This window comes from Pseudomonas sp. R3-52-08 (assembly GCF_003851745.1).
Classification (GTDB): Bacteria; Pseudomonadota; Gammaproteobacteria; order Pseudomonadales; family Pseudomonadaceae; genus Aquipseudomonas.
This window is the reverse complement of the sequence record NZ_CP027730.1, coordinates 1,481,404-1,494,704: the sequence shown is the minus strand read 5'-3', so window position 1 is coordinate 1,494,704 and position 13,301 is coordinate 1,481,404. Positions and strand designations below refer to the sequence as shown.

Sequence of the window (13,301 nt, the reverse complement as noted above, 5' to 3'; positions counted from 1 at the left end):
GTTCACGAGCCATCAGCGCAGTCCCTCCAGCCAGCCATCAAGTCCACTGAAGGCATCACTGAAGGTGCGATCGAATTGCAACGGGGTAATCGATACATAGCCTTGCATCACCGCATGAAAGTCCGTGCCCTCGCCACCATCCTCGGCGTCGCCGGCCGCGGCGATCCAATAGCCTTCCTTGCCACGCGGGTCGACCACCTTCAAAGGCGCCGCCGCACGGGCACGGTGCCCCAGCCGCGTCAGTTGGATACCGCGAATATGGTCAAGAGGCAGGTTGGGGATATTGACGTTAAGCACAGTGCGCGGCGGCAGGTTCAGGGACGCGTGCGCTTGCACCAACTTGCGCGCGTAGTACGCCGCCGTCGCCAGGTTATCCAGTTGCCGTGAGGCGAAGGAAAAGGCGAACCCGATACCGCCGAGAAAGCGCCCTTCAAGGGCGGCCGCCACGGTGCCGGAATACAGCACGTCATCGCCCAGGTTCGCGCCCAGGTTGATGCCCGACACCACTAGGTCCGGCGCGTGCTCCAACAAGCTGTTGATCGCCAGGTGCACGCAGTCGGTGGGGGTGCCGTTCACGCTGATAAAGCCATTGGCCAGCACCTTGGGGTGCAACGGACGGTCGAGCGTCAGCGAACTGCTGGCGCCGCTCTTGTCCTGGTCGGGGGCCACCACCACGCATTCGGCGTAATCCGCCAGCGCAGCATGAAGCGCGGCGAGGCCGGGTGCGGTGGCACCGTCATCGTTTGATATCAGAATACGCATGGGTTGTCCGTCGGCCCCACCGGCACTAGATCAACGAGTTCGCGCACCAATACAGTGGCGAAGCATCCAGCCGGCAGGACGAATTCCAATTGCAGAATGTCAGGCCCGGGATAATGCCACGTCAACCCGCCAATGGGCAGCCGCAGAATGCGACGTTCTTGGCTCATTCCCGCATTCACCAGCCAATCACGCAGATCAGCTTCTGCGGCGGCGACAGATTGTTCCAATTCATAGGTAAGACCTTTCGCCGGAGACTCGCCCTCCCCCCACTGCGGGCCGGTGGGATGCAAGTCGAGGATCGCCAGGCGCGGATCGCTGCATTCAGCCTCACCGGCCGGGAAAAAGCTGCGGCTGTCGGTGAAGGCCAGCAAGTCGCCGACTTGGGCGCGCTGCCAGGAGCCGTCGGCGACACGCGCCGCCAACACTTTGTTGAACAGCAAGCTACGGGCGGTGGACAGCAACCGCGAACGTACATTGCGCTGCTCCGGCAGGGCCTTGCGAGCCGCCCAGTCACGGGCATCGACGACATTGCCGCCATTATGGCCAAAGCGCTGGGCACCGAAATAGTTGGGAATACCGTGCTGGGCAATCTGTTTCAGACGCGCGTCGATGGCGGCGGTATCACCGTTCAACTGGGTCAGGCGCAAGGTAAAGCCGTTGGCCGCATGGGCGCCGCGCTGCAGCTTGCGTTTGTGCCGCGCAGTTTTCAGGATCCTCAGGGTGTCGTTCTCGGCGGCACTCATGTTTGGGTCGGCCTTGCCGGGCAACTGCACGCTGAACCACTGGCGGGTCAATGCCTGGCGATCCTTGAGCCCGGCATAGCTGACGGTGCGCAAGGGCACGCCAGCCGCCTTGGCGATACGCCGCGCTGCTTCCTCGGTATTCAGGCCGCGCTTCTCCACCCACAACCACAGGTGCTCGCCTTCGCCGGTCAGAGGGATGTCGAGCACTTCGTCCACCTGAAAATCTTCGGCAGTGGCCTTCAGGACCGCGCTGCCCAACGCTTTGCCATAGGCACGCGGGCCCAGCAACTCAAGTTCGTTCATGCGCGCAGCAACAAGGCGACGGAGTGCACGGCGATGCCCTCTTCACGACCGGTAAACCCGAGCTTTTCGGTGGTGGTGGCTTTCACGTTGACTTGGTCCAATTCTATTTGCAGGTCGGCGGCAATCAGGGCGCGCATCGATTCGATATGCGGGGCCATTTTCGGCGCCTGGGCCACGATGGTGTTATCGACGTTGCCGACCTTCCAGCCTTTGGCGTGGATCAAGCCGACGACATGGCGCAGCAACACACGGCTGTCGGCACCCTTGAAGGTTGGATCGGTGTCCGGAAAGTGCTTGCCGATATCACCCAACGCCGCTGCGCCGAGCAACGCATCGCTCAAGGCGTGCAACACAACGTCGCCGTCAGAATGAGCCAGCAGCCCATGGTGGTGCGCGATACGCACGCCGCCCAAAGTGATGAAATCGCCTTCAGCGAAACGGTGCACATCGTAGCCGTGGCCAATACGCATAAAAAAACGCCCCGATTTAATTCAGGGCGTGATTCTACCTACTTTTGCCTCACATTAACCGAGCAAAGCACGCCCATGATGGCGCAAATGGTCATCGATGAAGCTGGCGATAAAGAAGTAGCTGTGGTCGTAGCCGGGTTGCAGCCGCAGTTCCAGCGGATGACCGGCCGCCTTGGCGGCTTGCTGCAAGGCCTCGGGCTTGAGCTGCACGGCGAGGAAATCGTCGCGATCGCCCTGGTCCACCAACAGCGGCAATTGTTCCGACGCTTCGCTGATCAGCACGCAGGCATCCCATTCGCGCCACTTCGAGCGCTCTTCTCCCAGGTAACGGGAGAAGGCTTTCTGGCCCCAGGGGCAGTCCATCGGATTGTTGATCGGCGAAAACGCCGACACGCTCTGGTAACGCCCAGGGTTGCGCAGCGCGCAGACCAACGCACCGTGGCCGCCCATCGAGTGGCCGCTGATGCCCCGCTTGTCTGACGCAGGGAAATGCGCCTCCACCAACTCCGGCAATTCCTGCACCACATAGTCATGCATCCGATAATGCCTGGCCCAGGGTTCCTGGGTGGCGTTCAGATAGAACCCGGCGCCCAGACCAAAGTCCCAGGCGTTATCCGGGTCATCCGGCACACCGGGGCCGCGCGGGCTGGTATCCGGCGCCACGATGATCAAGCCCAGCTCGGCGGCCATACGATGGGCACCGGCCTTTTGCATGAAGTTCTCGTCGGTGCAGGTCAGGCCGGACAGCCAATACAGCACCGGCAGCTTGCCGCCCTGCTCCGCCTGCGGCGGCAGGTAGACGGCGAAGGTCATGTCGCAATCAAGCACAGCGGAATGATGCTTATAGCGTTTATGCCAGCCGCCGAAGCTTTTCTGGCAGGAAATATTTTCCAGGGACATAGGAGTGCTCCCAGCTACAAGTTGCAAGCTTCAAGCGACAAGAAGGCGCACACCCGACTTGCAGCTTTCAGCTTGTAGCTTGCCGCTGCTTCAAAAATGGATGACGGTACGAATGCTTTTGCCTTCATGCATCAGGTCAAACGCTTTGTTGATGTCTTCCAGGCCCATGGTGTGGGTGATAAAGGTGTCCAGCGGGATCTCGCCGGTCTGGGCCATTTCCACGTAGCTTGGCAATTCGGTACGCCCGCGAACGCCGCCGAAGGCCGAGCCGCGCCAGACGCGACCGGTCACCAGTTGGAACGGACGGGTGGCGATTTCCTGGCCGGCACCGGCCACGCCAATGATCACCGACTCGCCCCAGCCTTTATGGCAGCACTCCAGGGCCGCACGCATCAGTTGGACATTGCCGATGCACTCGAAGGAAAAGTCCACGCCGCCATCGGTCAAATCGACAATCACGTCCTGGATCGGGCGGTCATAGTCTTTCGGGTTGATGCAGTCGGTCGCGCCCAGTTGCTTGGCGATTTCAAACTTGGCCGGGTTGATGTCGATGGCAATGATGCGGCCGGCCTTGGCTTTCACCGCACCAATCACCGCCGACAGACCGATACCACCCAGACCGAAGATGGCCACGGTGTCACCCGGCTTGACCTTGGCGGTATTGATCACCGCGCCGATACCGGTGGTCACGCCACAGCCCAGCAGGCAGACCTTTTCCAGCGGCGCTTCTTTAGGAATCTTGGCGACGGAAATTTCCGGCAGCACGGTGTACTCGGAGAACGTCGAGGTCCCCATGTAGTGGAAAATCGGCTGGCCCTTGTAGGAGAAACGCGTAGTGCCGTCAGGCATCAAGCCTTTGCCCTGGGTGGAACGGATGGCCTGGCACAGGTTGGTCTTGCCGGACAGGCAGAATTTGCATTGACCGCATTCCGGGGTGTACAGCGGGATCACATGGTCGCCGACGGCCACCGAGGTTACGCCTTCGCCAATGGCCTCGACCACTGCACCGCCTTCATGACCAAGGATCGACGGGAAAATCCCTTCCGGGTCTGCGCCTGAAAGCGTGTAGGCATCGGTATGACACACACCGGACGCGACCACGCGCAACAGCACTTCGCCCGCCTTGGGCATGGCGACATCGACTTCCACAATCTCAAGGGGTTTCTTGGCTTCGAAGGCTACGGCGGCGCGGGACTTGATCATCCGGGGTTTCTCCATGGAGTAAAAAATTGATTGGACCAGTGTAAAACATGGCTTATTGATTAATAATCCAAGCAAAAGCAAAACATTATTGCTGTATAGGGACAATCGCCATGCTGGAGAATCGCTGGGAAGGCATCGATGAGTTCGTTGCCGTGGCCGAATGCAGCCAATTTACGGCGGCCGCCGAGCGCCTGGGGGTCTCGTCGTCCCATATCAGCCGTCAGGTGGCGCGCCTGGAAGAACGACTGCAAACCCGCCTGTTGTATCGCAGTACACGTAAGGTGACGCTGACCGAAGCGGGCCAGACTTTCCTGCAACACTGCCAGCGCTTGCAGGACGGTCGCGAAGAAGCCCTGCGCGCCGTGGGCGACCTGACCAGCGAACCTAAAGGCATGTTGCGCATGACCTGCGCCGTGGCCTATGGAGAGCGCTTCATCGTGCCGCTGGTAACAGCGTTCATGGCGCTCTATCCGCAGTTGCGTGTCGATATCGAGCTGAGCAACCGCCCGTTGGACTTGGTGCATGAAGGCCTCGACCTGGCGATTCGCCTCGGGCGCCTGCAAGACTCACGCATGGTTGCCAGCCGCCTGGCTGCGCGCCGCATGTATTTGTGTGCGTCACCTTCCTACCTGGCCCGGTATGGTCGGCCACACAGTTTGTCGGAATTGAGTCGGCACAACTGCCTGATCGGCAGTTCGGACATCTGGCAACTGGCCCAGGATGGCCGCGAATTTTCCCAGCGGGTGCAGGGCAACTGGCGCTGCAACAGTGGGCAGGCGGTGCTGGATGCCGCGCTGCAAGGCATGGGGCTGTGCCAGTTGCCGGACTATTACGTGCTGGAACATCTGCACAGTGGCGCGCTGGTGTCGCTGTTGGAAGCGCATCAGCCGCCGAATACGGCGGTGTGGGCGTTGTATCCGCAGCAGCGGCATTTATCGCCGAAGATCAGGAAGTTGGTGGATTTCTTGAAGGAGGGGTTGGCTGAGCGACCGGAGTACAGCGGATGATTCCAACATCCCAGTCAACTGTCAGGCCGCCATCGGGGGCAAGCCCCCTCCCACATTTTGATCTGTGAACCCAATCAAAGGTGGGAGCTGGCTTGCCTGCGATGAAGTCGACACGGTACGACCGACTACCTGCGGTTGGCCCAGCGCAACCGCAGCCACTCCAGGTCTTCCGGCCGCGTCACCTTGATGTTGTCCGAACGCCCTTCGATCAGGCGTGGCGCCTGGCCGGACCATTCCATGGCCGAGGCTTCATCGGTGATCACCGCATCGGCCACCAGGCTATCAGCCAACGCACGGTGCAAGGCGCCCAGGCGGAACATCTGGGGGGTGAAGGCTTGCCAGATCAGGCTGCGATCAACCGTTTCGACAACACGGCCGCGTTTGTCGACGCGCTTGAGGGTGTCACGGGCCGGCACGGCCAGCAGGCCACCCACGGGGTCGTCAGCCAGTTCACCCAGTAGCTTGTCGAGATCATCACGGCTCAGATTGGGCCGCGCCGCATCATGCACCAGCACCCAGTCGTCATCACTGGCACCGAGAGCGTTGAGGTGCAACAACGCATTGAGCACTGACCCCGAACGCTCCGATCCGCCATCCGCACGTTGAATACGCGGGTCGGCAGCACATGCCAGGGTGGGCCAGTAGGGATCATCAACCGCAAGGCTGACCACCAGCCCTTGCAGCGCAGGGTGGTCAAGGAAACAGCCAAGGCTGTGTTCAAGAATGGTGCGCCCGCCCAGTTGCAGATACTGCTTGGGACGGTCGGCGGCCATACGGGCACCAATACCCGCGGCCGGAATCACGGCCCAGAAGGCCGGCAACTCGGTGTTCATTGGGCCAACTGGTAGAGGGTTTCGCCCTCCTTGACCATGCCCAGTTCATGACGGGCCCGCTCTTCAACGGTCTCCGTGCCTTTTTTCAGCTCAAGCACTTCGGCATCAAGCACGCGGTTGCGCTCCAGCAGACGTTCGTTTTCGGCGTGCTGGTCGGCAATTTGCTGGGTCAGCTCTTCCACCTGCGCAAAGCTGCCGTTACCGACCCATAGGCGGTACTGCAGGCCAGCCAGCAACAAGAGCAAGACGAGGAACAACCAATTGGGACTGCGCATCGAAATCCGGGTATCCAGTGAAAAAAGACAGTCATGCAAACCTTTTGCAGCAACTGATAGCACGAAGCCTGGATAAACCAGGCTTGTGCTTGTCAGTCAGCAGATTAGCGCCGAAATGCCCACTGTCGTGAGATTTCCGACGCAATCGGCCGACTTTTTACCATTTACTGCTCAGCCGCGAAACTCGCTGCGACCGTTGTACTTGGCTTTACCCGCCAATTGCTCTTCGATGCGCAGCAATTGGTTGTACTTGGACACGCGGTCGGAACGGCACAGGGAACCGGTCTTGATCTGGCCCGCCGAGGTGCCCACGGCCAGGTCGGCAATGGTCGAATCTTCGGTTTCGCCGGAGCGGTGCGAGATCACGGCGGTGTAGCCCGCAGCCTTGGCCATCTGGATGGCTTCCAGAGTTTCAGTCAGGGTGCCGATCTGGTTGAACTTGATCAGGATCGAGTTGGCGATCTTCTTGTCGATGCCTTCTTTCAGGATCTTGGTGTTGGTCACGAACAGGTCGTCGCCCACCAACTGGATTTTTTCGCCGATCTTGTCGGTGAGAATTTTCCAGCCGTCCCAGTCGGACTCATCCAGGCCGTCTTCGATCGAAATGATCGGGTAGCGCTGGGTCAGGCCCTTCAGGTATTCGGCAAAGCCTTCGGAATTGAACACCTGGCCTTCGCCGGACAGGTTGTACTTGCCATCTTCATAGAATTCGCTGGCAGCGCAGTCCAGGGCCAGGGTCACGTCGGTGCCCAGTGTGTAGCCGGCGTTGGCCACAGCTTCGGAGATCACTTTGAGTGCATCTTCGTTGGACGCCAGGTTTGGTGCGAAACCACCTTCGTCACCCACTGCAGTGCTCAGGCCTCGGGCCTTCAGCACAGCCTTGAGGTGATGGAAAATCTCGGTGCCCATGCGCAGGCCTTCGGAGAAGGTCTTGGCGCCAACCGGCTGCACCATGAACTCCTGGATGTCGACGTTGTTATCGGCGTGCTCGCCACCGTTGATGATGTTCATCATCGGCACCGGCATCGAGTACACGCCCGGCGTACCGTTCAGGTTGGCGATGTGCGCGTACAGCGGCAGGTCCTGGTCCTGCGCGGCGGCCTTGGCGGCGGCCAGGGACACGGCGAGGATCGCGTTGGCGCCCAGGCTGCCTTTGTTTTCGGTGCCGTCGAGCTTGATCATCGCGTGGTCCAGGGCTTTCTGGTCCAGCGGGTCCTTGCCCAGCAACAGGTCACGGATCGGGCCATTGATATTGGCTACCGCCTTGAGTACACCCTTGCCCAGGTAACGGCTCTTGTCGCCATCACGCAGTTCCAGCGCTTCGCGCGAACCTGTGGAAGCACCGGACGGCGCGCAGGCGCTGCCGATGATGCCGTTATCGAGAAGCACGTCGGCTTCGACGGTGGGGTTGCCACGGGAGTCGAGAACTTCACGACCTTTGATGTCGACGATTTTTGCCATTGTTGTAAACACTCCAAAGTTGACGAAAACGACGCAGCTGAAGGAAATCTTTTGACCGACCGCAAGGGTGGAACAACAGGGCAGGCTTGCAGACGACAAGGCTCAGGCCTGGGGCCTGAGCATAAAGCGTGGGAAATTCTACCGGAGAAACGACGCTTACGCGGTCTCTACCGTCGGAAAACTCTTGACCAGTTCGTCCAACTGCTTGAGCTGGGCCAGGAACGGCTCCAGCTTGTCCAGGCGCAGGGCACAGGGGCCGTCGCACTTGGCGTTGTCCGGGTCCGGGTGGGCTTCCAGGAACAGGCCGGCCAGGGACTGGCTGATGCCCGCCTTGGCCAGGTCCAGCACCTGGGCACGGCGACCGCCGGCGGAATCGGCGCGACCACCGGGCATTTGCAACGCGTGGGTCACGTCGAAGAACACCGGGTATTCGAACTGTTTCATGATGCCGAAACCGAGCATGTCCACCACGAGGTTGTTATAGCCGAAGCTCGAACCACGCTCGCACAGGATCAACTGGTCGTTACCCGCTTCCACGCATTTGCTCAGGATATGTTTCATTTCCTGAGGCGCGAGGAACTGGGCTTTCTTGATATTGATCACCGCACCAGTCTTGGCCATGGCGACCACGAGGTCGGTCTGGCGCGACAGGAAGGCCGGCAGCTGAATGATGTCGCACACCTCGGCGACCACGGCAGCCTGCTCGGGCTCGTGGACGTCGGTGATGATCGGCACGCCGAAAGCTTGCTTGATGTCCTGGAAGATCCGCATGCCTTCGTCAAGGCCCGGGCCGCGATAGGAGGTCACGGACGAACGGTTGGCCTTGTCGAAGCTGGCCTTGAATACATAGGGGATCCCCAACTTCTGGGTAACCCGCACGTACTCTTCACAGACCTGCATCGCCATGTCGCGGCTTTCCAGTACGTTCATGCCGCCGAACAGCACCATGGGCTTGTCGTTGGCAATCTCGATGTCGCCTACGCGAATGATCTTCTGGGCCATCAGGGTTATGCCTTCTTCTGATGTTGCGTCAGTGCCGCTTTGACGAAACCGCTGAACAGGGGGTGACCGTCGCGCGGCGTCGAGGTGAACTCAGGGTGGAACTGGCAGGCCACGAACCACGGATGATCCGGTGCCTCGACCACTTCAACCAGCTTGCCGTCACCGGAGCGGCCGGAAATCTTCAGGCCCGCTTCTTTGATCTGTGGCAGCAGGTTGTTGTTCACTTCGTAGCGGTGACGGTGACGCTCGACGATCACATCCTTGCCGTAGCAGTCGTGTACCAGCGAACCGGCTTCCAGCAGGCAGTCCTGTGCGCCAAGGCGCATGGTGCCGCCCAGGTCGGAGGCTTCGGTACGGGTTTCGACGGCACCGGTGGCGTCTTCCCACTCGGTGATCAGGCCCACGACCGGGTGGCCGCTGGTGTGATCGAACTCGGTGGAGTTGGCGTCTTTCCAGCCCAGCACGTTACGGGCGAACTCGATGACGGCCACCTGCATGCCCAGGCAGATACCCAGGTAGGGCACCTTGTTCTCGCGAGCGTATTGCACGGCGGTGATCTTGCCTTCCACGCCACGCAGGCCGAAACCGCCGGGAACGAGGATCGCGTCCACGCCTTCAAGCAGCGCGGTGCCCTGGTTCTCGATGTCTTCGGAATCGATGTAGCGCAGGTTGACCTTGGTACGGTTGCTGATGCCGGCGTGACTCATCGCTTCGATCAGGGATTTGTACGCGTCGAGCAGTTCCATGTACTTGCCGACCATGGCGATGGTGACTTCATGCTCAGGGTTGAGCTTGGCGTCGACCACGGCTTCCCACTCGGACAGGTCCGCGCCGTTGCACTGCAGGCCGAAACGCTCGACCACAAAATCATCCAGGCCCTGGGAATGCAGGATGCCCGGGATCTTGTAGATGGTGTCGGCGTCTTCCAGGGCGATCACCGCACGTTCTTCAACGTTGGTGAACTGCGCGATCTTGCGACGCGAGGAAATATCGATCGGGTGATCGGAGCGGCAAACCAGCACGTCCGGCTGCAGGCCAATGGAACGCAGTTCCTTGACCGAGTGCTGGGTTGGCTTGGTTTTGGTTTCGCCGGCAGTGGCGATGTACGGCACCAGGGTGAGGTGCATCAGCATCGCGCGCTTGGCGCCGACTTCGAAACGCAACTGGCGAATGGCTTCGAGGAACGGTTGGGATTCAATGTCACCCACGGTGCCACCGATCTCGACCATCGCCACGTCGGCATCGCCTGCACCCTTGATGATGCGGCGCTTGATTTCGTCGGTGATGTGCGGGATCACCTGGATGGTTGCACCCAGGTAATCACCACGGCGCTCCTTGCGCAGCACGTGCTCGTAGACACGGCCGGTGGTGAAGTTGTTGTTCTGGGTCATGGTCGTGCGGATGAACCGCTCGTAGTGGCCCAGGTCCAGGTCGGTCTCGGCGCCGTCATGGGTGACGAACACTTCACCGTGCTGGAACGGGCTCATGGTGCCCGGGTCGACGTTGATGTACGGGTCCAGCTTGAGCATGGTGACTTTAAGCCCCCGCGCCTCCAGGATGGCCGCCAATGAAGCGGAGGCAATGCCTTTCCCCAATGAAGAAACAACACCGCCCGTGACGAATATGTAGCGCGTCATGAAAAACCCTAGAAGTCTGCGTTAAAGCGGTACGAGCCGCCGGGGAAAGCGAAGAGAGGCCGAAGCCCCCGATCACCTGCATTAATCACAGTGCACCTTTCAAAAAAACCGCCGCGTTGTGACAGACCAGCAATGGAACACCGGTACGTTGATCGCTACACATTTTTTGGAATCGCCCAGCAAAGACTGCTTGGTAATCGGCAACTGCTGCGATTCAGGCGAATCCACAGAAGTTGTATCAAGAAGGGAGCGTAGTCTACCGGAAAGGCTCTATCAGCTCAAACCTTGATCGCAGGTCTGTGGCAACCAATGCAATTGCCAGTCGTTCGGCGTACTGGCCCATAGCCCCGCAAGCGTTGGGACAGCCAGCAACCGCTCGCCCCGATACAGCAGCGGCAATCTGCCACGGACGAACCCGGGCATGCCGCACTCATTGAGCAGGCGCTTGAGGTCGCGCCGGCCACGACCTGGCACTTCGATGATTTCACCGCCCTGGCGGTAGCGGATTTCCAGCGGACCTTCAGGCGCCTCGCCAATCAGTTTCAACTGACCATTACCGGGTAACTCCAATGGTTTTTGCGGATTGGGCCAGCTCACCGATGCGTCGGAAAATTCCGACCATGTAGAGGGCAGCCACCAGATGCGCTCGCCGCTGCGGTGCAACTCGCCGTCAGCCAGACGCCATAGGGGCTGTGCATCGCCCTTGGCATCGCGCATGGAATACCAGCCAGCCCAGTGGTCGCTGTCGGGCAGGCGGGTGAGTGGAGCCAGCCAATGGCGCAGTGCGTTGCGCTGGCGTGCATCGGAAAGCTCGCGCAAGGGCGTAATAGCCAGGGAGCGCAAAGGCAACCAGGGAAACAACGAAGGTTGATCGGCGCGCTGCAGGTCCATGGCGGCCAGCTCATCGAGCAAGCCTTGGGCTTGCTCCAGATGTTCAGCCGTGCGGGCCAGGCTTGACACCACTTGAGGCCAGCGCTGCGCCAGCACCGGGAAGACGTGGTGCCGCAGATAATTACGGGAGAAACGTGGGTCAGCGTTCGAAGGGTCTTCGATCCACTGTAAATGATGTGCCTGGGCGTAGGCTTCCAGCTCGACACGGGGGACATCCAGCAGCGGGCGCACCAGATGACCTTGCGCCAAAGCGCGATGCTCGGGCATTGCCGCAAGCCCACGCACCCCGGCGCCGCGCAGCAGGCGGAACAACAGGGTTTCAGCCTGATCGTCGCGATGCTGGCCGGTGAGCAGCACCTCCCCTGCCCCGGTCACCTCGGCAAAGGCCAGATAACGCGCGTCACGGGCCGCGCGCTCAAGGCTGGCGCCGGGCTGTACCTGCACGCGCACCACCCGCAAGGGCACGTTCAAGCCGTCACACACTCGCTGACAATGGCCGGGCCAGGCGTCAGCGGCAGTTTGCAGACCATGGTGAACATGCACAGCACGCAGAGGAGGAATGTTTGCCAGAGAGGCCAAGAGATGCAACAGGACGGTGGAATCGAGGCCACCCGAAAAAGCGACATGCCAGGCCGGAGCGTTGCGCCAGGGGGCCAGGATTTTCAGGAGTTTGGCGGATAAAAGTGGCTTCATCAGATAGTACCGCCGCAACCCTGGAATACGTTGGCCGAACACATGCAAAGCAAATGTGGGAGGGGGCTTGCCCCCGATGGCGGTGGACCAGCCACCAGATGCGGTGACTGACACTCAGCAATCGGGGGCAAGCCCCCTCCCACATGGAGTTACGGCGTCAGCTTAGAGACCGTAGCTCATCAGGCGCTCGTAACGACGGGCCAGCAGCGCTTCGTTATCCAGCTTCTTGAGCATCGCCAGTTGCGAACCCAGTTCGGCACGGATAGTCGCCGCAGCCGCAGCCGGATCACGATGCGCGCCGCCCAGTGGCTCGGCGATGACTTTATCAACGATCCCCAGGCCCTTGAGGCGATCAGCGGTGATGCCCATGGCCTCAGCAGCGTCCGGCGCCTTTTCGGCGGTTTTCCACAGAATGGAGGCGCAACCTTCCGGCGAAATCACCGCGTAGGTCGAATACTGCAACATGTTCAGTTGGTCGCAGACGCCAATGGCCAATGCGCCGCCGGAACCGCCTTCACCGATCACAGTCGCGATGATAGGGGTTTTCAGGCGCGCCATGACGCGCAGATTCCAGGCAATCGCTTCGCTCTGGTTGCGCTCTTCGGCATCGATACCTGGGTAGGCACCCGGGGTGTCGATGAAGGTCAGGATTGGCATCTTGAAGCGTTCGGCCATTTCCATCAGGCGGCAAGCCTTGCGGTAGCCTTCCGGACGCGGCATGCCGAAGTTGCGACGCACTTTTTCGCGCACTTCACGGCCTTTCTGATGGCCGATCACCATCACCGGTTGGTCGTCCAGCCGAGCGATACCGCCCACGATGGCCGCGTCGTCGGAGAAATGGCGGTCGCCATGCAGCTCGTCGAACTCGGTGAAGATGTGCTGAATGTAGTCCAGGGTGTACGGACGGCGCGGGTGGCGAGCCAGGCGCGCGATCTGCCAGCTGGTCAGCTTGCCGAAAATGTCTTCGGTGAGCGTGCTGCTCTTGTCTTGCAGGCGGGCGATCTCATCGCCGATATTCAGCGAATTGTCATTGCCGACCAGGCGCAGCTCTTCGATCTTGGCTTGCAGGTCAGCGATCGGCTGTTCGAAATCAAGAAAATTCGGGTTCATAAGCGTCCGTC

Annotated in this window: 13 protein-coding genes; 1 reads left to right on the top strand and 12 read right to left on the bottom strand. The window is 60.6% G+C overall.

From position 1 onward, the window contains the following. Positions 1-12 precede the first annotated feature (12 nt). The 5 genes from surE to C4J91_RS06780 form a co-directional block, all read right to left on the bottom strand. Positions 13-762, bottom strand: coding sequence for a 5'/3'-nucleotidase SurE (gene surE / locus C4J91_RS06800; RefSeq protein ID WP_124361626.1), 750 nt, complete (start codon positions 760-762; stop codon positions 13-15). Then, positions 750-1,808 (bottom strand): tRNA pseudouridine(13) synthase TruD, encoded by a 1,059-nt coding sequence (gene truD, locus C4J91_RS06795; RefSeq protein WP_124361625.1) that lies wholly within the window; start codon positions 1,806-1,808, stop codon positions 750-752. Before truD ends, surE begins: the two co-directional genes overlap by 13 nt. Further along, positions 1,805-2,278, bottom strand: a complete 474-nt coding sequence (ispF, locus tag C4J91_RS06790) for a 2-C-methyl-D-erythritol 2,4-cyclodiphosphate synthase (RefSeq protein ID WP_012722614.1) — start codon at positions 2,276-2,278, stop codon at positions 1,805-1,807. The genes truD and ispF overlap by 4 nt, the downstream gene beginning before the upstream one ends. 54 nt (positions 2,279-2,332) lie before the next feature. Then, complete coding sequence (fghA, locus tag C4J91_RS06785) at positions 2,333-3,178, bottom strand: S-formylglutathione hydrolase (RefSeq protein ID WP_124361624.1); 846 nt, start codon at positions 3,176-3,178, stop codon at positions 2,333-2,335. A 90-nt stretch (positions 3,179-3,268) separates the two neighbouring features. Then, on the bottom strand, positions 3,269-4,381 hold the full coding sequence (locus C4J91_RS06780; protein ID WP_065880066.1) for an S-(hydroxymethyl)glutathione dehydrogenase/class III alcohol dehydrogenase: 1,113 nt from the start codon (positions 4,379-4,381) through the stop codon (positions 3,269-3,271). Positions 4,382-4,491: 110 nt separating this feature from the next. Between C4J91_RS06780 and C4J91_RS06775 the strand changes: the two genes are divergently transcribed. After that, on the top strand, positions 4,492-5,388 hold the full coding sequence (locus C4J91_RS06775; RefSeq protein WP_124361623.1) for a LysR substrate-binding domain-containing protein: 897 nt from the start codon (positions 4,492-4,494) through the stop codon (positions 5,386-5,388). A gap of 125 nt (positions 5,389-5,513) precedes the next feature. Here C4J91_RS06775 and ispD read toward each other — a convergent pair whose 3' ends face one another. From ispD to C4J91_RS06740, 7 genes are all read right to left on the bottom strand, one after another. Further along, positions 5,514-6,221 (bottom strand): 2-C-methyl-D-erythritol 4-phosphate cytidylyltransferase, encoded by a 708-nt coding sequence (ispD, locus tag C4J91_RS06770; RefSeq protein ID WP_124361622.1) that lies wholly within the window; start codon positions 6,219-6,221, stop codon positions 5,514-5,516. Next, positions 6,218-6,496, bottom strand: coding sequence for a cell division protein FtsB (ftsB, locus tag C4J91_RS06765; protein ID WP_057723188.1), 279 nt, complete (start codon positions 6,494-6,496; stop codon positions 6,218-6,220). Before ftsB ends, ispD begins: the two co-directional genes overlap by 4 nt. A gap of 171 nt (positions 6,497-6,667) precedes the next feature. Beyond that, positions 6,668-7,957: a phosphopyruvate hydratase gene (eno, locus tag C4J91_RS06760; RefSeq protein WP_017844757.1), complete on the bottom strand. Its 1,290-nt coding sequence runs from the start codon at positions 7,955-7,957 to the stop codon at positions 6,668-6,670. A 156-nt stretch (positions 7,958-8,113) separates the two neighbouring features. Further along, on the bottom strand, positions 8,114-8,959 hold the full coding sequence (kdsA, locus tag C4J91_RS06755; RefSeq protein ID WP_124361621.1) for a 3-deoxy-8-phosphooctulonate synthase: 846 nt from the start codon (positions 8,957-8,959) through the stop codon (positions 8,114-8,116). Between the two features lie 5 nt (positions 8,960-8,964). Next, positions 8,965-10,596, bottom strand: coding sequence for a CTP synthase (locus C4J91_RS06750; RefSeq protein WP_124361620.1), 1,632 nt, complete (start codon positions 10,594-10,596; stop codon positions 8,965-8,967). A 273-nt stretch (positions 10,597-10,869) separates the two neighbouring features. Next, positions 10,870-12,180, bottom strand: coding sequence for a tRNA lysidine(34) synthetase TilS (tilS, locus tag C4J91_RS06745; RefSeq protein ID WP_124361619.1), 1,311 nt, complete (start codon positions 12,178-12,180; stop codon positions 10,870-10,872). Positions 12,181-12,342: 162 nt separating this feature from the next. Next, positions 12,343-13,290, bottom strand: coding sequence for an acetyl-CoA carboxylase carboxyltransferase subunit alpha (locus C4J91_RS06740; RefSeq protein WP_016976871.1), 948 nt, complete (start codon positions 13,288-13,290; stop codon positions 12,343-12,345). Positions 13,291-13,301 lie beyond the last annotated feature (11 nt).